Genomic DNA, 22,334 nt, shown 5'->3' on the forward strand with positions numbered 1-22,334 from the left:
ACTCTTAACATTAGTTTAAAAAAATAATCACTCAATTCCCTTCCGTAGGGTCAAAGCCAAACTCACAGACCGGGGGCCTGGGGGAAGCGGAGCAGTCCAGATTGTTGACAGTGCTAACGGCTGAGGCTCTAACTCCCTGAGAGTAATTCGCGGCACCATCTACTCGCTGAGTTGTTCTTTCAGAAACCGTCTGACGGGCAGCAGCATTCACCAATCGCCCACCTTCCATTTTCTTAAAGCACCTTTGCTCAGTTGTCACTACGCCAGTGACTGGATCTTCCACTTCAAAAGATTCGCATGAAGTTTCCACCAGCTCACCACCGGCAGTAAGATTCTGTTCACCACCTTCAGATGGAACCAAATCCGCTTCAACCATTAATCCGATCCATTCACTTAAATCCAAATCTTTAAAGTCAAGACGTGACAATTCAGATTGTGAAAGCCCTTCACAACTACTCATATCTTTATTCAACAGTGGTCCCGCTTGCTCCATAATGATTCTGGCTAGAATTGAATCGTAACAGCAATAGTCTTGCCTTTTCTGGTAGCAAATCCCCAAAACTTTAGCCGAGCAATAATCATCACCGACAGAAAAACATTGACGCTGCCCTAATTTAACTCCCATATCTTCTTCATTCTCATCGCACATGGTTAGCAAAGTCAGGGCCAGTTTTACATAGGAATAAATTGCGTATGCACCCATGATTGAACTCATCACATCACTTATCGCTTCATTAACAATTAACTCTGTGCCCTCTTGGGTTGCAGTCTCAGTAAACAGCAAGCTAGCCAAATCCTCTGGAAGCATGTCGTAGACGAACTCGTATACCTGCTGCTCAACTTCAGCCAAAGCCGCTCCCATGGCAGACTCACCCGCCCCTTCGGCAACGACCGTCGTTCCAGCCTCAGTAACCACCTCGCCGGTTGCATTCCCCAGGACCGAGTTATACGCGCTGGAAATTGGTTCTGACAGGCTCTGCCAGGTGCTATATACAGGTTCGGAAAATTGGGTATATGCACCATCAGCCAATTCAATCAATGCTTCAGAACCACTCTGAACGGTTCCACCGAACACACCGTCAGCAGCCATTTTGTTCATTTTCATCATGCCATCAGCCATAGTGACATAACTCAGAATGTTCAGTCCTGCCGGGGCCTCACAGCAATTCGTGCCCATGCCCGTTACCTCTGCGGAGCAATATTCAGCCTCTCCATTAAATACCCTGCAGGTAGAAGGATCGGTCGGGTCTTCACAAGAGCGGTCAGCATCAATGTTCTGCATGATGTTCGCCTGAAGAGATGCATCCAAGAACTTCCCATTGCTTTCTGTTGCACCAAACTCACAGTCTCCACCAGAGCAAGGTATTGCTCCCTGGCACACATTTGATTCTCTTTCATAGGTGTGGCTGATAGATCGCCCAGAGTCACAACGGTAAGTCACAGTCTCGTTATAACAGTACTCTTCACCTTCATGCTCCTCTTCTTCCTCGGTCCAATCATCCACATCACGATCATACCAGTCTTCAGTGCAAGTTCGATTCACTTCAGAACAGTCAGGATTTTCACGATACTCAGCACAATAATCTGGTAGCTCTCGCAATTCATCCCAGCCCATACAAATGAGCTCTCCAGTATCCTTATCTACAGTACAGTATTCTTTTCCACCTAAAGGATCACAGGCGTAACCGTCGAGATTTATCTTCCATGTTTTGTTTGCGGTATCCCCTGGATACATTGGCCCTAATTTATCAAGGAATTCTTGTGGGAAGCCTCTTGAGCCTTCCTCTAGCGGCGTAACACTGTCGAAACGACAAAAGCTATACCCTATATCTTCTTCAGATACCCCTGAGTCAATTAATGCATTTACCCCAGCTCCATTCCATATCTGAGAGGATATTTTGTCTTTGCAGTTTTCAGGGTACTGCGTTTCAACCTCACCAAATCCCTCACCAGTTGTATCCTTAAAATAAAACCTTACTTTGGAGTAAAACTCACCAACACCACCAACTAAAACATTCGCTTTAATTTCATATGTATTTGAAGCATCCGCCGTAATATGTCGCTTGAAGCCAAATGTTTTATCGCCAGAGAAGTAGTGCCTTCCCAAATTAATATTTTGACCGGCCTCACAATTAGGATGATCGATACCAGGTAGTTTTCTTGTGTAAGAACTAGTTGAATCAATATGTGAGTAGGCAGTTTCACCATTTACCGTAAACTCGATATGGTCATCAACATAACCATCAAGCACCACACGATCTAACTCTATCCCATCCCCTAAGTTTATAGTGACTGTTTTACCGTATTCATAAACACCACAATTATTCGCGTTTGTCGGGTCAATATAGTTGTTACCTTCATCGTTCCCTAGCTCCATCTCATAGCAACCAACTCCGCACGTTGTAAATCCAGCACCTCCTACAACAATTGGCACTCTAATCTTTCTCGAAATTTCACAGAAAAATTCATTTCTCGTATTGGTAGTCTGGCAGGTATGCTCATCATAGGCAGGCGCATATAGACTCTCAGTAACAGTGGACGTAGTGCTCGTGCATGCCTCAAAGAAATCACCGCCGTTATTGGCTTCAACTTGCTCAATATGATTGTTGGTCGGAGTTAGCCATGATGCGTTAGGATTAATGTCGGTATTCACTGCTTGTTGAGCCGACTGTGTAAGCATCTGATATGCCCTGCCGGAGGAAGTTGCGCCGGCTTTCAGGACATTGTGAGATTCTTTTCCTTCATCGAGCACTTTCTGATTATCACCATAGGCGCCATCGGCTTGAAAATAGTGGTCTGAGTTATTAATTTCAGAGGATAAGTAGTCTTCCTTCTCAAGATTTTCTACAGTGCCGCCACCGGCTTTCTTCCCTATTACTAAGTTACCATTATCATCCCTACTTAACGTTCGAGTTCCATCTTTTGTATAGGACATTTTTATGCCGCCATCACCAACAGAAGCCGGAGTTCCGTGAGTAGCGCCAATACTGAGCGCCATTCCACGTTCATCATTTAAGATGGTTTCTGAGCTTGAATTGTCAGCTGTGTCGCTGAAGTCATAGGTTTTTGCAGCCGGGCGCTTGTTTAGCTGGTTTTGCATATAACCGGTTAGGTCTGTAGAGCCACGATTCAACTGCTCTTGCATCTTTTGGGTAATGCCAGTTGTTTGGTGGTTTTTACGAGGATCATTGAGATTATATTTATCCTTCAACTCATCCAGGATCTCCGTTTCGCTTTCTTGGGCAAAGGACACTCTTGGGAACAATACCGCCGCACCCGCAAACACAAGCCCGAATGCCATAGCATTGGATTGCAGAAAAAAAATCATCGTAAAAATATATACAAAAGATCGATTAACAGTCATTTATTAGCGCCACGTATGAATAGTCGATGGCATTTTAATAGCGAACTTTAAACGCAAGTCGCGGTAGAGCCTGTTAATTTGCCAAGTCTGTTGTAGCTCTGACTTTGAGAGAGGGAAAAGAGGCCCACAGAAGCAGGCCTCGAATTGTTATTACGCTCTGGCTCTTGCTAGTCGCTATTGCCGCTGCCGGTTCTCACACAGCAATCACGCCAGTTCCAAATCATATAAATATAGGCGTTGTCTTTACCTGGCCGCGTCCTGCCCCCAAATGGCGTACACCACCTCGCTGTACTCATACCCATTGGATGGCAGCAATCTTTAAATGCGTCGGTGCCATCACCAACTGAGCCCCCTAAGTCAGATTGCAAATTTGCCGGGTCGGTACCTTCATCCAGTGTAGGTATCGATGTTTTAAGTTCTGGAGAGCCTGCTTCTGGCACAGGATAAATCAAAGAAAACTTATATTGTGAACGTGGGATAGTTGGATAGTAGTCAGGCCCACACATCGCGTCATTACCTACAGTTTTTTGAGCTAACCCTTTTCTATGCAAAGACGCTAACACACGCTGAGTAATGAGCGATGAACTTGCGACAGGGTCATTCTGATAATTCACGTTGCCAGTCAGTGGGTACAACATTCCGTCACAGCCTGCACACCCATAAAACTCTTCCTGCTGGTCATTAGCCGTGGTTGTCACACAATCAGCACTGCACCATAACGCCGCAATCGGATTTGCAAATATTATTGCTTCCGGGTTAAGCAATAGGCTCAGCATGTCATCATTCCAAAGAGGGTCAATTTCAGACAAATACATTAGGTCAAAATCCATGTACCCATCTGTGCAATTGGGCATAACTAGCATGTTCAAAATGGTCATCAGCGGGTATGAGAAATAGTGATACTGATAGAATGAGTTGTTACTTTTATCCTCATCTACTTCCATATCATTGATACCCAACCCTGATAAAGTGTCTTGCAGCTTTATGCCGCCTAGTGATGGTGAGCACCAAGGAGTTGTAACTACTTCATTTAACTTGCTGGGCGACCAGAATCCCAGTGGATAACCATACTCAGGTATTCCAAGTGCATCTGTACATGAACAGACTGGTCCGTTGCTCGCAGCGCCATCAGGAGCTTCAGCAATTGTCGCGCCCATCAGGCTAATACCATCTAGAAAGCAGTCCCAACACACCTGGTCAAATACATTAGTTAATACATTTGCGTCATCACACATAGGGTTCACATCTGTACTTTGTGCATGGACTGTTGATGATATAGCCATAACTAAAAGCCACCCTGCAAGCAACTTTATAGACTTCATTACTTTCACCCTTTAGCTCAATGGTTCGCGAGATAAAACAACATGCAAACCACCGGAAAAATCACCAGAAAAGTCTTTGAACATATTGTGGAATACATACTAGAATCAGCTTGCTTAATCATATGTCACCAATTATTCGCCGTTTAATAAGTTAGAAATGAAGTCAATGGCCATATTGATATACACCATTGCCACCGCTGCGATATCTGGCTTTTCAATCGCTATCCATATCCCCACAGCTATAAAAAATAACGCAGGCAAAAACCTCATCACTCTTCTCCTAGTTTATACTGCTGCACTTTCATAACTTGCTTTTGCAGATCGGTTGAAATTTTTGCTGGCAAACCTGAAAGGTGAAACTTCTTGACCATTTCCGGAGGCAATTGATATAGCTCGCGGCCAAAGTGTTTGCGGAGTGCTCCTAAATGGTCCCACCCTTTATCTCTATTAATTTCGGAGAACATAATCATCACTTTCCCCATGTCTTCACCTGCGTTGATTTGTTCATGAACCCACTGCAGCTGAGAATTGTCATTCGCGTCGAATACATAGATTGACATTGGCACAGTAGCGGTGGCTAACGGGTTCAATACCTGCCCTGCGTTGGCCAATGTATCCCCTCTAGGGTTTGTAATGGTGCTGGTTGCCCTTACGGTTGGATCGATGTACCAAGTTTCATTTTTGTCAGCCTTCGGCATCTTCGTGAAAGCAATCTTTTGCCAGTAGGTGTTGATCGCCTTCTCTCTCTTACCTTCCCATGACATGCCGGCCATTCGCTTTTTAATTGTCTCAATCATTGATTCTTCAACGACTTTGAAAACCGGCCCGAACGAGCCCAAATCCTTACTCCCTGTAGCATCCTCATACTTACGCTTTAGCCAATCAGCATTGATGATCCCATCTGCTGTTACCGTCTTCTCGGGCGTGCTACGGATGATTGTTGGCACCACACTGATTTGAAATAGTTCAAACTTTTTGGGCTGGAACTTAACCACCGGCTTCACCTTCATGTTGCTGCCTATACGCTGTAGTAACTTCATCGTTTGGCCAATACCCTCATGCTCTGGATGCAAGCCATTTAGATACACCTCGGCGCCTGACTGAACAGCCACTTTAAAAGCCTCTAAAATCTTCTGCTCTGGCATGCTAAAGCTAATGAATATCCCCAACACATCCTTAGAAGGTGCAGAGAATGCGGGATTGAAAGCTTTCGCCTCACCTTCGCTAAGACCAGCATACTTTTGAAGTGAGTTAGCCAACTCTGCAGTGGTGTTATCGGCAATCAGCTTGGCAGCATTTTCATAGCGTTGAGCTTTGGCAGCTTGTGTTTCAGCATCATAACCATCCAAGTAGCCTAGCTCTGACATCCTTTCTGTTTGCTGCTTCAATAAGCGCTCTTGGTTCTCCAGATATTCTTTGGCTTGTGGATTTAGAGAAACGCCCTCATTCACCGACTTAACGCCGCTCAAAGCTTCATTGAGCTCTGGCTTTTGGCCTAACTGAGGATTCGATATAGATTTCTTAAACTGACCGCTCTTGAGCAGTTCATCTACTTTGCTGATAGGATCTTCCTGAGAAACTGTCGCAAAGGAAATCAACACAGCCGTAAAAGGAAGTGCTTTTTTAATAAATCGCATATGCTGTTCCCATAATTTTTTCTTGTTTGATAGGGCCCCAGTATCGAGAGTCATAACTTAGCGGGGTTTCTCCCATAACGAACAACTCACCGTCATTCAATGTGAGATGCGTATTCAACTCACTGATTGCTTGACCTGTTCTGGCAAGGCCTTGTGTCATATCCAGCTCAACAGCTTTCACACCATCTACAACAACATGCCATTCGTCGAAATCGATAGTTTGGCCACCCATGGCAACCACTTTCTTAACCACTTCCGCGCCTTCATATAAAGGTCCAGCATTGCTGGCAAACTTGAAGTAAACCAAGTCACCAATAGCAACATCCGTATCCCATTTATCAATCAATAGAAATCTGGCGTGAAGACACCTAACACTTTGCTTTGGAACGGCAATAGTGAATCTCATACTGAACAGGTGGAACAAACCCGCCATAACCAGCATGGTAAAAATCAGCGGTTTAAGAAAAATTGAGTTGCGCATAGCTCACCTTATTTGATGGTGGTTATGATAAGTCCTACAAAGAAATTGCAATGACGATAGAGGGGAGGAAATTTAGATGTCTGTGGACAGCGATGCCTGTAGGAGAGTAATAAAGCATCACACTTAAATGCTTACTATTACCGAAACTGCATTTAATTCGAGTAATATAGTTTCATACTGGTAACGTCTCAACAGAGTTCTACCCACATGCTTAGAAGCGGCCATCAACATCATTTGGACGCATTTGGAGTGGAACGTGCAGTAGAAGACGAGTACGTCTCTGTGCTTTTGTTAGATTTCCGTTGTTTCAGGACTGGAAAGCTGCTTCGCATACGGAGTAAGAACTAGCCTAAAACACAACCACCAAAGATAAATGGCTGTCGCTGAATAGTAAGTGCCAGTAACCCCAAGCCCGTGCGCAACTTTATTTCTTAGGTTTCCATATGTTCTTTCCAGTAAAAGCCCCTTCAAATCCATTACTAGGTCATACCCGAAAACTTCGAGTGTTGTTTCATGATCAAGTATTGCGGTGATCCGAAGTTCCTCTTGAACACCATGGGTATTGAGTGTCGAAACGCGTTCTCCGAAACTCTTCAACACATGACGCAATGAATTTTCTAGCAAGGGAACAATTATGGGTAGTGCTATTTCATAGTCCTCATTTAGCCCCGCGATTAGACCCTGCGCCCACATTCGTTGCTGACTTGGAGCAATAAACGGGTTGTTTGCTGTAAGCGACTCTAATTCTGTCAAAGAAATAGGGTGTTCAACTCGCAGGATGTCAGCAGCCGGAAGTATACAGCCTGCCACTGAAACCTGATGTTCTAGCGCCGCATAACGGTACAAATTGTGATTAGTAACCGCACCGGTTTCAAAACTTCCTCCAGATTTAGCGATAACTTTACCTTCGCCATCAAGATGAACCGCTCCAAACAGCTGGGATAACGGAAATCTATGAGCAAGTTCCTCTGCTTGCTTCTCAAGACTCTTATAATCAGGAACCTTGGTGACTCCAAAAGCGAAGGCAAATAACGCTTCTCTGAACGTCTTTCCAGAAATGGTTTCGACTGTTTGCGCGATACAAGATGACATGTCTATTGGGGTTTCAAATTTCCCCATTTCATTCAATGATTGCGCCTGAAATTCAAGCAGCTCGCCATATAACTCATCTCGACGCTTCTTTGACCCCGGAACTGCCTTGTAAGCTTCAACTGCCTGCTGCATCCAGTGTGCAGCGGACATGCCACCACCCAAATTACGAGCATTGGACGCTAAAGTTTCAGCTAAGGACGCCTGAGCTTGATTTACCTCGTCTTCGTTCTTCGATTTTCTCGCTGCTTGGACAGCTAGTTTCCAGTACTCTTCAGCACGGTGAAAATCACCTTCATTCTCTGCGCGTTCGGCTGATTCCTTGGCAATGCTAAGGAGTTCATCAGTATCGTCCGACCCGAAGTCAAGCAGTAAAGATATTGACCTAGCTGTTAAGAATTTCTTGTCTTCCGCCGAGTAGTCACGCACCCATGAGAGAAGCAAGTTATAGACGCTTTTAAAGTACTTTGCTTCCTTCCGCCGAAAAAGTGCTGCAAGACGTAAAGCTCGCTCCGCGTATTCTGCACAATATGTCCAATGCTCAATATCGAAGTGAGTTTTTGCACAAGTGAGAAATTCCTGAATCGCTGTCCATGCGTGTTTCGGATCACGGCTTCTTAGCCAGAGAACATCGAAAACTCTTGCCCGAAGTACACTGGGATTCAGGTATTGAACGGTGGTCTTGAGCTCTTGAAGTTCGTCTTCCACCATATCAGATGGGATTGGAGACCGCCCGTCTGCTGTTTGTATTAAAGGACCATACGGCGAACCAGCATCCTCATATTTTGAATGATAAGAGGCTATGGCCGCCAACGTTTTCAAACACGCACGCTCGTTTTCTGTTAACGCTTCATCGTCACAACGTTGTCGAAGGTCGCCTTGGTAGTAGTCGCAATCATAGCGATCACTTTGCACAATCACATCATCTGCAATGTTCGCCGCGCGCTCATTCGCCGTCATTTCAGGTATCCTATAGGAAATCTACCGCACCAATAAGCAGCGGAGCGTCAGCGACGTTCGGCGACCAACGGGAGCGAATGTAATTGGATTCTTACATCGCAGCTCTGATGAAAGACATCCAGTCCCTATGAAGCTTTTTTAGCATCTGATATAAGTCAACGTCCTGTCCATTAATGCTTACTGAGTACAAATAATGGTCGAAGGCACCACATACTGCTTCAGGGTGCCCACATACCGCAATTGGTGAGCCACTGGTCACGGTATAATTTTCCCCCTGCTTTTCAATTTCGACCTTTTTGAAATGCTTTGCCTTATTACATAGTTTTCTTACTGTCTCTTGATACGCGCAGGTTTCTGGGAAGTCCTCTAAGCCATTGTAATAAGACTTAAGCTCCTTGGGTACCTTTCCAACGGAAAATGGATTAAATTGCCTTACACATTCAGTCTTGCAAGAGTTTTGAATAGACTCATCTCTCAAATACCACTCAAATAAGTGATTCATTCCGAACACCACATTAAAAAGCAAATAATCATATTTTGGATGCGAAAAGCACTCTCCTAGCTGTATTAATTCCTGCTCACATTTTTCGAGTAGGTGATGGTAGTTGTCCAGAGATAATAAACTCAACACATACCTCCTGTGCGATGTGACGCCCACATAAGGCAGAGTTACGCATGGGCTAAAATCCGAGCGAAGCGACAGTGCCCATGCGTTACTGTCCCAGGGAGCCGGCGAGCGACATAATGTGATTGTTAGCTCCCGATCTATTTTTTCGCATTCCAATCTTTAAGAATTTTCTTTTGGCTTACCATGCTGAACACCCATTCACGACCTTGTTTTTCCTTTTTGAAGAGTTTCATATCGACAAGGCCATTGAGTGCAGATGATGCGGTATTATAGGAACATCCTAAGTTTTCTTTGACATTCGAAGCCGTAAAAAAATGAGCAACACCACTCCGTGCTACTTGGAATATTTTCTGCTGTTTATCAGATAGTTTTTTATATAAACCAGACTTCCATAGCCAAACGTTAAACTCTTCAGCTTCTTTTAGAGTTCGTTGGTAAGAATCCTTAAATTTGTTTATCGCTCTAATAATGATTGAGCATTGATAATCAATGAAATAAGTCAAATCCATTTCGTCTGATTCTGTATACAGATAACTTTTCCCGTATTGAACAGGTGCATTTTTTAACAGCAGGCTTATAGTGATGTACCTAAATGCAGAAAAATCATTTTTGAACATATACCAATAGAAAAGTGCCCGTGCAACTCGCCCATTACCATCTCTAAATGGATGCTCAAAACCGATGAGAAAATGAATTATGATCGCCTTTACCAATGGATGGAAGTAGTCACGATTATCTGTATCGTGATGACTTTCATTTACCCAACTACAGATTTTTTTCAAACGAGCTTTCAGATTTTCAGCTAAAGGTGGCTGATGAACAACATTACCCTCCGCATCAACAACTTTCACATCATCAGTTTTCCTAAACACACCGGGGGTGTAGTTATCATCGTCAATCCCATCGACTCCGATTTGATGTAAGTCCCTAATTAAATCAGGTGTTAGATCTTTTTCTCTGTTCTCCCATGCAAATTTCATCATCTTAAAATTACCGACGATCATCTTTTCATCTAGGCTTCTAGGCTTGCGTTTCCTCTTTAACAAGTCTTTTGCAACTTCAGTAGTAGTAGCAGCCCCTTCAAGTTGGCTGCTGCTTATTGCTTCATCCTCGACCAAATCATTTAATAAGTATTCAAGATGCTTTTCTTCACCGATTTTTGAACACATCCACTCGAGAGAAGCGGTCGTTGTGTTCCTGTCTGTTTCACTTATGGCTTTTTGAATGTTGGGAGTCAGAAAAAAACGCCCTAATTCATTCGAATCACCGATAGGAAGAATTCTTTTTAATTGTCTCAATCTAGCAGTTTTCACAATTGACCATGCTAAATCTTTATCTAGATCTTTGGAAAATCTATAACGAAGCTGGTCATAATGAAGGTATCTTCCTTTATTATCTGTAGGAGATAAAAGTCCGATATATTCTTTTAGGTGCTCACTGTGCTTCTCCAGCGCAAGCTGCAAAGGGTTACTGATAAGTTCTTTTGGTGGAGAAGCAATCATATTAATCTCAAAATTGTGAATAATTGAGACAAGAGTATATGAAAAACCAGGCTTTGTCTCAAAAAAGTTAAAAATTGAGATAAGGGAGCTAAATTTAAGCTTTTGAGTGCAAACATGGGGCTATAATCGCGAAGCGGACCCGTGTTTACGTCCCAGCGAACGAAGTGAGTGACAAAAGCGTTTTGTTAACACACATTGTTGAGAAGATCTCCAAAACCCCAAATGACGGTGCCTACGATCGTTATTAAAACACCTTGATAAACTTTAGAGCCAATTGCACGGTCTTCTGAGCTCGTCACCATGACTTTACCTTCGTGATCGAGCTCTGCAAAACCAGACGTAGATGAATTGGCTTTATAAACACCTCGAACAAAAATTGGGGAACTTATGAGTAATAGTCCAGAAACCGTTATCAATGAACCGAATCTGGAAAACCATAACCAATCTGATTGAAACACTGATATTCCAATACCAATTAACCCCATAGCTAAAGCAAAAGAAGCGACAGCAGTTTTGTTTCCTAGAATCTTAATATAAGGATCGTGCTTATGTTTATCTATGCTACTTGAGTTCAAAAAATTTCCTTGTGGGTGCTAACACCTAAGTATGGGGCACAGGCAGGCTATAATTGCGAAGCCGCCTGCGGGCGACATAATTTTGTTGTTATGTATCATTAACCGATTTAGCCACAACGAACCCACTGAAACCGATGGCTGACTCGATATACCAGCCGTTGTAATTATTACTTTCAAGATAATTTACTGTAGTTTCGATATCATCTTTCCATATATCGATTCCAGTTTTGGCTATTATTCTTTTCTTCTTCGAAGAGAGAGCTAATCGGCACGTTTTCAATGTCAATGATAATCGAATATGCAGTATGCACGAAATAATATATGGTAACTTCCGTGAAGGTGATTTCCGAAAAATCGGTTTCTTTATCGGGGTAGCCAAAACCCAAATATAATTTTACAGTTTTGCCGTGGCCCGGAAACTTCGTATTTTTGACGATGATAATCGTGAAACCTCAATATAGCCTTATCAGCTTCCTTGGCACATAGACACAATGACTTCCTGTGAAATGCTATATTTTCGTTATGAAATGTTACCAATTCAAATAGTGGCGCCACTATAGACATGAGTTTTAATAGAGGGGTTGTTATTCTTGACAGCAAAACAGCGATAAGAAAAAGCCCGGGTGATTCCGGGCTTTCTATTACTTACCAGCTTACATCCGTTTCGACAAATTCTCCGCCATTATCTACAGCGCGTATTGTCACTGTCAGGCTTGGGTAATCTGACTTACGGAAGTAAATCACCTTACCTGCACGGAAGTCGACTTGGCCTTCCCATGTGTAATAGTAATTCACAATCTCGCCATCTTCGTCAGTACAGTTTGACCGGACATAGTAACGATCACCGCTGTCTTCCAATTCTGGCAAACAAATTGGCGGAATATTTGGCAATACATTGATAACCGTCGTGTATTCACCCACCTGAGCGTACTCAGAAGTCACCACCAACTTAACTTCAAATGATCCAGCTTCATTGAATTCAATGTCAGTCGATGACACTGTGGAGCTCGACAGCTCTGCACCGTCCAAGAACCACTGATAGGTATCAGCATAATCTTTTGGATGGCCAGGGTCTGCATATGCTCTCATGCCGACTCTTAATGGAGCACGGTTGAACTCATTGCTCGGTGACTCAACTAATTCAATTTCCATAGGGTCGGCATCCAGAATGTCTACGAACTCTGAGAAGTCACGCTCATTACCACGGTTATCTCTTACTCTTACTGTGACAAGATGAAGCCCAGGTTCATGAACGGTGAAGTAGATGAAGTCATTACTATTTCTGGTAATCTCAATTGCATTCTCATCCACCAGCCACTCATACGTAAATTCAACGCCAGGCACGTCAGTATCGATACCATTGATTCTGGCCGAGCCCTGTGAAGGTGCCACAGCAATCTTTGTATCTACTTCAAACTGGCCATCAGGGAACTCATACCTATGTGTAACAACGGTTTCAGTCTCTGAAGCAAAGGTTTCTGCTTTCAGTCCATTAACCCAAGCAGAATATTTAAAAGTAGCGATTCCACCAACAATGTCGGTTTCTTTTACCAGGTATTCCACTTCGCTTGCGTTCACAACAGCGCCGTCTGGAAGCTCTATTTCCTCTATGATATCTAAATTCAAGCTTGAGCTGGACGCCCTTGCAGAACCAGATATCTTCGCTACAAAGCCAGCTTCTGCGTAACGAGGGGTATCAATATTGACTCTCAATGGCTCTGGAGCAAGAACCCTAGTTTTCATTTTATCTGAAGCATAAGATTGCTCGCCCACGGTTTCACTTGTGGAATCTAAACGATACCGAACGTTCACATAGAAATCTGAATTCGCCATATGGTTAAAGGTATCAGTTCCTTCAGTCCATGTAGCTCCTTCATCTACTGACCACTCAAATACACCATCTGAAGCACCAACCAAGTCATCCGCAACAACAGCCGTGAATGTACCTTCCTGACCTTCCAGCAACGTTGTGTCACCTTCAACTTCAATGTCAGCAACTTCATAACCAACAGCTTCCACTGTAGCACTGTAAGAAATCACACCAGTCAGTCTGTTTTCTGTTCTAACGCGATAGAACTTGGTGCCCGGCTCATTCATTCTAACACTGAAGAAATTAGTCACATTTTCAGTTTCACTCCAAGCAACACCATCATCAGACATTTCCCAGACAACTCCTGCTGAGGCATCTCTATCATTACGGCTGGCATACTGGAATCGTACAGTTGTACCAAATGGCACTTCTTCAGTGATCACTACGTCACTTAGCTCACCTTCGATTGCGGTGCCTTTAAGGGTTTCAACTCGATGAGCACGAGAATCAATTTGCTGTTCAAATCCTGGAACGCCTGAAATGGCATCCATCAGCACATAGATATAACTGCCACTATCGAAAATGGTTTGGCCATCCATTATAAATTTAGCCTCACCAGATGCGTTAACCTGAACCGCATCGCCAATACGGACATACTCTCGCTCATCGTTCCGATAAGCTAGTTGGGCAGTCCACTCACCCATGCTGTCAGTATCATAGATGTATGACTTAGCACGACGGTCGTAGAAACCAACATTGGCAGTGAACTCAATAGTGTCTTCAGTTGTCGTTTCACCGACAACATCACTGATGACATAAGCCTTGGTCCGTGAATCTGGAGTGATTACTGCGGTAAAGTTTTCAGCCACCTTAGACTCTGGCACGCGACGATACTGAACATCAACTTCATATTCTACTTCTGACCATACAGGCGCACTAGTTTCACCCACACGCTCAATACGGCCTCTATAATTCTTTAAACTAAACCTGTCAGAACCACGATAGTTTACTGTTTCAGTCATTCCTTGAGCTGATATATTCAGATCAATGTACGAATTCGCAGCAGCCAGATTGTAATCCGTTAATCGCTTTGAATTGTGGGGCATTGAATACAAGCCTTCCGAAATTCTACCTTTATCGGAAATTACAAAGTCTAGCTCGGGACGCTCCAATGCTTCTATCGTCATAGAGTCACTATATGCAGCAACTTTTTCACCATTGTTATTATGGTAATAGACCGTGTAACCAATCTCGTGCGTCCCAATGTCGTTTATAACGCCTTCCAGGTTATATCCCCGCCCCTGGAAAGTAGGCTCTAAACCATCTGGAATGTTATCAAACTCAACCGTACAGCCTTTACGGATAGAAAGTGAAAGCGCAGCTGCAGCTTCGTCAGTGGCCGCGAAATAACACTTATCACCTTCAGACTGATAAAAATCCACATCCATCTCAGTGACTTCTGAGTAAACTTGCGGCGGCGGATTGTTGAAGTTGAACTCTGACATCATGTATTCAAGCTTGAAGTTGCGAACCATCTCATTACCGCCACTATCAGAAGCCACTACTTCGACGTTCAAAACCTGACTGGGTAGAATTTCTGGATCACGCTTCAGCAGCACAATATTGTCTTGCACTACATCAATGTCTGCATCCTCACCATTTATCTTCACGGATGTGATGGTAGAGCCATCCGCCCACCCCCCATGCGCAAAGAAAGCCACGTCTTCCAGGAAGTACGTATCTACCCCGGAACCTTCACGCAACTCAACAGAACCTATAAGACCTCTGATATCTGGTGCAAATCGGTCAATTAATCGATCTGTATATTCAGCAGTCCGACTGTTGTTGAATTTGTCCGAGGCAATTACTTCCGCACGATAGATACCGTCCGGAACATCATTAATGCTGTACTTAATAACAACCTTATCATTGGCGATAACCGGTTCACCGATTGCCTTTACGCTGTACTCCGTTCCATAACGGAAATTCGGTACCGAGAAATCAATCACACGCCCGTTGAACTCAATTTCATCAGTAGGCATCTGGCCATCTTGGATGTGTAGCTTGATTGTATTGGCTACCGGAATCCACCAATCTCCATCTTTACCGGCATGGGGTGTTTGCATTACCAGCAAGGCTTCATTTTCGTTGAGGGTGAAGTCAGTGCCTTCGATATTTTGGGTGATCACCCCCATATCCCCGGTGCCATTCACAATGAAATTGGTCACCTCTGGTGAGCGGTAGTCATAGTTGATACCAACCTCAGCCAGCGCCTCATCAAAGTACCCTTTGATATCTGCAACGCCAACCTGCTTAACATCTCGACCAAACGTTTCCGGCTCTGCGTCACCAGGAATGTAGTCAGGAAGAAATACGCGACACTCTTCTTCATCGATATCAACCTCACATTGCTGTCCATCGATAGAAAGCACCTGTCTAAATGGACGCGTTTCAGCCTTAATCGTCACAGCCCTCAAATTACGTGTTTTACTGTAATTCTCTTGCTCCAGGCCTTCCACTTCCTCATCACCCCAATCAGCAACAATGTCTAAGATCTTAGGAATCTCAGGTGACTCAACATCCAATGAATATGTACCGGTTAGCAGCTCTGTTTTAACACCATCATCGACAATTGATACTCGATAATCAAAATCAACCGTAGAGGCAGTTTCAAGCACGCCTTTTAATTCCAGCGCATCAACTACCAAACCGTGTGATGTACCCGTCCACTCGAAGAAACACAACGGCTTCGCGCCTTTGATGTATGTGTTATCTGCAGCAAACTCATCAGTCACGAAGTCGCATTCAATACCGTCTTTTTCAACCGTAAGCTTGAAGTCTTTTACATACGCAACCGGTTGGCCCATTGACTCAATCTGGACGGTCGGGTTCACTGCTTCTACTTGGCCAGTGAAGGTTATGCTTTTAGCGTTTGCGTTTGACGAGAGCATCAGCGCCAATGAAACCACTGATAGCTTCAGTGCAGCTTTCGCTGTTGATTTATGCTTCATTAAATCACCCATTTTTACTTCGCAGAGTTCCTAAGATGTCTACATTTTAAAGCAGTGTGACCACATGCCGATTCTACAGAGAGGGGTAATGCTTAATGTCTATGGGATAAATTGCGAAACAGATAGAAAAAAGCCTGCATGATTGCAGGCTAACAAGGTTGTTCAGAACTACCCTATAAATGGCGTTTCTTCTTTTTTAACGCATTGGACCCCTTTCTCGTCCACTTCATACCCTGCTGGACACTCCAGTACTGGGTCTTCAGTCAAGGTTCTCTCGCAAGTTGAATAATCTGCTGAAGGTGAGAATGTTTCATCATCACAATGCTTGAATAGATACTCTTCGGTCAGCTTGCAACTCTCTCCATCTTCTTCCATAAGGAATGGTTCATCACAATGTCGCCCGGCAGGCTCATTGATATCTGTCTCGCAATTTCCAGTGGATGGATTAAAATCCCCACCGTCCAAACAATAATTGCCATATGGCTCAAAATTATATGTCAGGCAGCTCGAACCCGAAACACTACCACCACTTGGACAATAATATTCTTTATCAGAATAAGATTGGTACTCACAAACATGTTCGGCGCTATTATACGTGCCCCTAGTGCAATAAGGTACCTTTTCAGATTTGGATGACGTAACTAGGCAAAAGTCAGATTTTAGAAAGTCCCCACTATTACAATCCCCCTCGTAGTGCGTATATGGAGCGGAGGTTTCACCATCTTTGTAACACTGTTCATGATAAGTGTCGTATGTATATCCATCCCTACAACTTGGTACATAATAGTCATAGCAAGAACCATCATTACCTTCTATTTTAGATTGACAGTTGGTTCTTAGATAATAGTAGCTGTCTCTAATCGTTCTTTCGCACTCGGAGCCATTCCAACTCCCCTTTTTACAACCATAGGTCGCACTGTAACTTGTTGCTGTACCTCTGCATTGACCACTTACGTCATCCCACCCCTCGCCACACTTTGACACTGGATGAGACTCCTGTTGAACACACATAACCCCCTCAAGAGATGAACCAGGATAAGCGGAACAATTATAAGGCGCTGCCTGTACCGTGACACGTGTACAATTCTCACCATTCTTCTCGTACCCATCATCACAGTACAATGTAATAGGCGCAGTCGAGTAGTTAACACATCGAATGCCATCGCTGGTGTCACTCACATACTCTGGGGAGCAGTTGATAGCCAGTACATCGTAAGTGACTGTCAAGCAACCATCTTCTAGCTCCTGCTGCCCCGGCAAGCAAACCATTGATTTCACATCTGGAATATTCAAGGCGTAATTAACCACACCTTCAATCCCGCCGTCTGCCGGATAAATTGGCAAGATAAGCTTGTGGCCTGAAGTGGTCAGATTCTGTACGAAAGTAAATGTTTCGCCAGGCTCAACCCTCTGGCCATTTACCATGACTGCGTAACTGGAAGCTCCATCCAAAGTGAAGTTAATGGTATGCGGCCCACGAGCAACTTTACCTTCTTCATCAAAGATGTTTGCAGTCTCAATTACCGTTGCTGGCTGACCATCTTCATAAGTCATTTCTTGGGCAACCGGGAAGGTTTTTACCTTCTCCAATGTGACCGTTTCCGCCCACAATGACGAGCTGATTAAAGCTGTTAAAAGTAGAAATAAATTTCTCATAGAAATCCCGTTACTATCGCAATTTGGGAGGCATTGTAATGTCGCTTAGATGAAGTGGGCTTCCATAGACCTTGGTAAATCAAAGTGTCTACGGGATAAGTGCGCTTTCAACCGGTAGCGTGATATCGAATCGTGGTTATTGTTTACGTAAAGATTCAGAGGAAAATATTATGCGACCACACGCAAACATGGGTCATCGCACCACAGCAACCAACCAATATACAGGGCGCTCACAGGCTAATAACGCGCCTTACAGGGCGCGACAAGATCAACATCCAAGTCAACCATCAATTGGCGTCGATAACGCTACTACCAATCAAAATCAAGCGGCAGAAACCGGTGCGAAGAAGAAATTCAAGTCCATTAAATCGCATGGCAAACAATATGCAATCGAAGTCTCTGCAGATGTTACTCAGAAGAAATGGCACACCGTCAGGTTTGAAGCAGCTGCCAAGCTGAACAACGGCACCAAGGCATATGATTGGAAAAATAAAATCGGCGTCCAACTTACAAAGCAGGAGTTGCCTGTCGTAATCGGTACATTGCTTGGCTATTTGCCCGGCTGTGAATACTCCCAGCATGGCGATACCAACAAGGGTTTCTCGATTCAGAACCAACATAAGAACTTTTACTTCAAGGTGTTTGAGGCAAGCACCAATCGATTCATGAACTGCCCCGTTCCAATTGAAGAGGCACATTTAATGGGAATGCTTGTTTTGGCTGAACATACCAGAAATTTTGAGGGCGTGAGCTCCGATGCTGCGCTAACTGCTATTAAAAATATGTGTTTACAAATGTATAAACACTCCGCCTTCCCTGCGCCAAGAGCAAACAAATAACTGCTAGGGCTCTCTGTCCCTACCTTAATGTTCTGGCTTGACGATATGTGACAACTGCTCAATCCATTGAATCCTGATTGGCATTGCACTCGCCCAATTCTCCAACGTTTGATTGGGCGACTCATTTTGTATGCGAATACTGCGCACTATTGTTCTGACCAAGTTAAGGACGATCTTGGTCATCTTATATTCCTTTGACTCATCCCCGTAAAAGGCTTCAAAGTGCGCCTTTGCCGACATAAGCTCATCAGCCATGTCTTCTGCCAACCCTATATTAATTGACCCGTTTACCAGGTTCTTAGCAAAATCGAGCACGGTGGTTGACCGGTCGCCTCGCTTAACGTAATCAAGCGCCTTCATCATAAACTCCACAAAATTTGATGATGGCGATCTTACATATTCCGCCGACCATATGACGTTCATAGAGCATTAAAAATTCGTATGTCTGTGACATCCTATTATCTACTACCGCTTTATAATGTTCGCAAATTAAGCAACTGTGACAAAAATATGAGATTCTTTACTACTATTCTTGCCGCTTCGGCTCTAACTTTATCTGGCTGCAGCTGGTTTAGTGACGATATAAGGAATGGTCAGTCAAGTGAGCTGGGTGGATCTTGGTTTTACAATGAAGGCACCTGCAGCAACTCTGTTGTCAGAGAGACACTATACGAAATCTCTTTTGGCAATGATTTGCCACCGGGTACTTTAAATTCTATTCACACGAATTCACCTCGATTCACCACTTCGGCTCTCAACGAAGATGATCAGGTAGTGGTTGACGCTAAAACTCGCCTTGGCGAGTGCGAAGGATTCGATATACCAGCCGGGGAAGTGATTTACATCACTTACGACAACGTGCGGAGCGTCCAGAAATTCTTGTTTTATAAAGATACAGGGAAACTGTATTCAATCACTAATAATCAAGTAATGCCCCTGATCAGGCTTACACATTTGAACATCCTGATTTCGCAAGAAGATCCCAGTATTAAAGAGACCCATTAGCAGCACTTCAAATGGTTGCGCCACCTCGCCTTTGATAGAAAATGCATTTATCGATTAACTGGAGGAATTTGCATCGTCAACGACCCACGACTTTTTCGCTCAGCGAATAAAGTCGGGGCATGAAAGCCTGAGTTGACCAGACCCCGTCGGGCAACTGATGGAGCCGTTATCGGAGAATAGATAGGCACCGTGGGATGACTTGCCAGTTCCACGCTCTGCGGGAAGCGATTAAACAGGCGTAATGGGTTAAGCCAGTGTCGTTTTCTTCAAACCTCCGACTAACTTGGTCGAGGCAAACATTACCCGTTTTATGCGGAGAGCGTCTGGTAACAGACATTAATTTGGAGAATTGATATCGTGAGAGTTTTGGTACTCGACAATCAGAAACAACCTTTAATGCCTTGTCGTCAAGCGCGAGCACGCCAACTCCTACGTGATGGTAAAGCAGCGGTGTTTCGTCGTTATCCTTTCACCATCATCCTTAAGGAGAGACAGGGTGGTGATACTCAGCCAGTGTCATTAAGTGTCGATCCGGGAAGCAAAACTACCGGGATTGCACTGGTCGCGTTATTTCAACGTGGTCGTGTTGCCATTTACGGACAACACATTGTCCATCGTGGACAACAGATCAGGGATGCACTCGAAAGCCGTCGCGCTATCCGTCGTTCACGACGAAACCGAAAGACGCGCTATCGTCAGCCGCGCTTCTTAAACCGTACCCGCCCGAAGGGATGGCTTCCGCCATCCTTAACATCACGGGTTCACAACTTGGAAACGTGGGCAAAACGCTTAATCGGTTCCGCTCCTGTGACTTCAGCCAATGTCGAAACCGTGCGCTTTGACATGCAGTTGATAGAGAATCCATCTATCGCCGGAAAAGAATACCAGCAAGGCTCACTGTTTGGTTGGGAGTTGCGCGAATACTTGCTGTACCGGCACCAGCATATATGTGCGTATTGCCACGGACTGACAAGGGATGCCGTTCTTGAGAAAGAGCACATCATTCCCAAAGCACTGGGTGGCTCAAACCGATTGGCTAACCATGTACTCAGTTGCCGGGAATGCAACGAGGACAAAGGTAAACTGCATCCGAACGCATGGGTTACACTGTGCGAACAACGTGCTGATAAGGTGAACCTTATGCGGTCAAAAAATATGACTCGCATTATGACTGGCTACCGTCCATCACTGAAAGATGCCGCTGCGGTCAATGCTACACGCTACGCCATCGGTAATCGAATCAAATCCATTATTTCAGACACCCACTTCTGGTCAGGCGGTCTGACTAAGAAGAATCGTTCTGAGCAGCGATACCTCAAAGACCATTGGATTGATGCAGCGTGTGTCGGCCAAAACGGTGGCGCGGTATCGCTGGAATGCAATTATATCATTGTTGCTTCAGCCAAAGGGCATGGCTCACGACAGATGTGTCGTGTTGATAAGTACGGCTTTCCGCGTACTTCGGCCAAGTCACATTCAATCGTTCATGGATTTAGAACGGGGGATTTGGTGGTAGCCAATGTTCCTAATGGAAAAAAGCAAGGTCTGCATGTTGGTCGAGTCGCTGTTCGCAAGAACGGCTACTTCAACGTGCAAACCAAAAACGGTGCTGTGCAGGGGATATTTTACAAAAACTGTCGGATAACTCAGCACAGCGATGGTTATAACTTTAACTATGGAGCGGCAATTCCTCCGACGACTCATTCAAAGATTCGAGTCGCGGTATCCTTGCCGAATTTTTGATGAAATACAAAGGCCACTTTGACGGGGCGTGCAACCCTAACCCAGGGGCTATCGGCCTTGGTATTTCTATCAATGACGATGCCGGGCAAGAAATTGACTATGGATACATGCCTAAAGGTACCGGCACAAACAATGAGGCTGAATACCTTGCTGTCCTGTTGCTGCTTCAAAGAGCCCTTCACATGGGTATAACCAGCATTGAATGTGTTGGTGACTCTAAATTGGTCGTTAATCAATTAAATGGCACTTACAGAATCAACCAGGATTCACTGCTGAAACTTCACGGCAAGGTCATGCACCTTGTTAATCAGTTTGACAGTTGTGAATTTCTCTGGGTGAGAAGACAGCATAACACTCGGGCAGATGAACTATCAAAGATGGCTCTTGAAACGAACGAGTCTTTCTTTAGCCAAGCACCAACAATTACAAAAAAAGCAGCACAGGCGCCCAGTGAGGCTCCGAAGGCCGAACACGTAAATCGTATACCAGTGGTTAAAACCTTAACTGATGGTCGTATATTCATTTCTGACAGCCGGGGGATAAGCATCCTTGAGCCCCGCTCCAGAACATGCACTTGCAGTTGTTTCCATAAGCACAAAAGCTGCTTTCATCTGAATACATTTTTACGCCTGAAGCACAAGCCTCAAAAGGTTGCACTAATAGGATAACTGTTAAGCTAAACACAAATCGAATTTGAAAATCGGAGTAGGAT

General features: G+C 44.3%; 16 protein-coding genes. 4 read left to right on the forward strand and 12 right to left on the reverse strand.

Annotation, left to right across the window (positions count from 1 at the left end):
- Positions 1 to 31: 31 nt before the first annotated feature.
- The 11 genes from traN to OIK42_RS19580 form a co-directional block, all read right to left on the reverse strand.
- On the reverse strand, positions 32 to 3,364 hold the full coding sequence (gene traN / locus OIK42_RS19530) for a conjugal transfer protein TraN (RefSeq protein WP_273642853.1): 3,333 nt from the start codon (positions 3,362 to 3,364) through the stop codon (positions 32 to 34).
- Between the two features lie 167 nt (positions 3,365 to 3,531).
- Entirely contained in the window at positions 3,532 to 4,686 is a 1,155-nt protein-coding gene (locus tag OIK42_RS19535) for a TraU family protein (protein WP_273642854.1), read from the reverse strand.
- Between the two features lie 132 nt (positions 4,687 to 4,818).
- Complete coding sequence (locus OIK42_RS19540) at positions 4,819 to 4,959, reverse strand: hypothetical protein (protein ID WP_273642855.1); 141 nt, start codon at positions 4,957 to 4,959, stop codon at positions 4,819 to 4,821.
- Positions 4,956 to 6,323 (reverse strand): TrbC family F-type conjugative pilus assembly protein, encoded by a 1,368-nt coding sequence (locus OIK42_RS19545; protein WP_273642856.1) that lies wholly within the window; start codon positions 6,321 to 6,323, stop codon positions 4,956 to 4,958. The genes OIK42_RS19540 and OIK42_RS19545 overlap by 4 nt, the downstream gene beginning before the upstream one ends.
- On the reverse strand, positions 6,310 to 6,804 hold the full coding sequence (gene lepB, locus OIK42_RS19550) for a signal peptidase I (RefSeq protein ID WP_273642857.1): 495 nt from the start codon (positions 6,802 to 6,804) through the stop codon (positions 6,310 to 6,312). The genes OIK42_RS19545 and lepB overlap by 14 nt, the downstream gene beginning before the upstream one ends.
- A 291-nt stretch (positions 6,805 to 7,095) precedes the next feature.
- Positions 7,096 to 8,853 (reverse strand): DUF7380 domain-containing protein, encoded by a 1,758-nt coding sequence (locus tag OIK42_RS19555; RefSeq protein ID WP_273642858.1) that lies wholly within the window; start codon positions 8,851 to 8,853, stop codon positions 7,096 to 7,098.
- A gap of 91 nt (positions 8,854 to 8,944) precedes the next feature.
- Positions 8,945 to 9,484 carry a hypothetical protein gene (locus tag OIK42_RS19560; protein ID WP_273642860.1) on the reverse strand — a complete coding sequence of 180 codons (540 nt, stop codon included), beginning with the start codon at positions 9,482 to 9,484 and terminating at the stop codon, positions 8,945 to 8,947.
- Positions 9,485 to 9,618: 134 nt separating this feature from the next.
- Positions 9,619 to 10,983: a Fic family protein gene (locus tag OIK42_RS19565; RefSeq protein ID WP_273642862.1), complete on the reverse strand. Its 1,365-nt coding sequence runs from the start codon at positions 10,981 to 10,983 to the stop codon at positions 9,619 to 9,621.
- 185 nt (positions 10,984 to 11,168) lie between these two features.
- Positions 11,169 to 11,558: a hypothetical protein gene (locus OIK42_RS19570; RefSeq protein WP_273642863.1), complete on the reverse strand. Its 390-nt coding sequence runs from the start codon at positions 11,556 to 11,558 to the stop codon at positions 11,169 to 11,171.
- A gap of 645 nt (positions 11,559 to 12,203) precedes the next feature.
- On the reverse strand, positions 12,204 to 16,379 hold the full coding sequence (locus OIK42_RS19575) for a hypothetical protein (RefSeq protein WP_273642864.1): 4,176 nt from the start codon (positions 16,377 to 16,379) through the stop codon (positions 12,204 to 12,206).
- 168 nt (positions 16,380 to 16,547) lie between these two features.
- Positions 16,548 to 18,035: a hypothetical protein gene (locus OIK42_RS19580; protein ID WP_273642865.1), complete on the reverse strand. Its 1,488-nt coding sequence runs from the start codon at positions 18,033 to 18,035 to the stop codon at positions 16,548 to 16,550.
- Positions 18,036 to 18,205: 170 nt separating this feature from the next.
- Between OIK42_RS19580 and OIK42_RS19585 the strand changes: the two genes are divergently transcribed.
- Positions 18,206 to 18,874 carry a hypothetical protein gene (locus OIK42_RS19585; RefSeq protein WP_273642866.1) on the forward strand — a complete coding sequence of 223 codons (669 nt, stop codon included), beginning with the start codon at positions 18,206 to 18,208 and terminating at the stop codon, positions 18,872 to 18,874.
- Between the two features lie 24 nt (positions 18,875 to 18,898).
- Here the strand turns inward: OIK42_RS19585 and OIK42_RS19590 are convergent, their stop codons facing one another.
- Positions 18,899 to 19,237, reverse strand: a complete 339-nt coding sequence (locus tag OIK42_RS19590) for a hypothetical protein (protein WP_273642867.1) — start codon at positions 19,235 to 19,237, stop codon at positions 18,899 to 18,901.
- A gap of 147 nt (positions 19,238 to 19,384) precedes the next feature.
- Here OIK42_RS19590 and OIK42_RS19595 point away from each other — a divergent pair, with 147 nt between their 5' ends.
- From OIK42_RS19595 to OIK42_RS19605, 3 genes are all read left to right on the forward strand, one after another.
- Positions 19,385 to 19,879 carry a hypothetical protein gene (locus OIK42_RS19595; RefSeq protein ID WP_273642868.1) on the forward strand — a complete coding sequence of 165 codons (495 nt, stop codon included), beginning with the start codon at positions 19,385 to 19,387 and terminating at the stop codon, positions 19,877 to 19,879.
- A 357-nt stretch (positions 19,880 to 20,236) separates the two neighbouring features.
- Positions 20,237 to 21,622, forward strand: a complete 1,386-nt coding sequence (gene iscB, locus OIK42_RS19600; RefSeq protein ID WP_273642869.1) for an RNA-guided endonuclease IscB — start codon at positions 20,237 to 20,239, stop codon at positions 21,620 to 21,622.
- Positions 21,622 to 22,290 (forward strand): ribonuclease HI family protein, encoded by a 669-nt coding sequence (locus OIK42_RS19605; RefSeq protein WP_273642870.1) that lies wholly within the window; start codon positions 21,622 to 21,624, stop codon positions 22,288 to 22,290. The genes iscB and OIK42_RS19605 overlap by 1 nt, the downstream gene beginning before the upstream one ends.
- Positions 22,291 to 22,334: the final 44 nt, after the last annotated feature.

The sequence above is a fragment of the Alteromonas gilva genome (assembly GCF_028595265.1).
In the GTDB taxonomy this organism is placed as follows: Bacteria; Pseudomonadota; Gammaproteobacteria; order Enterobacterales; family Alteromonadaceae; genus Alteromonas; species Alteromonas gilva.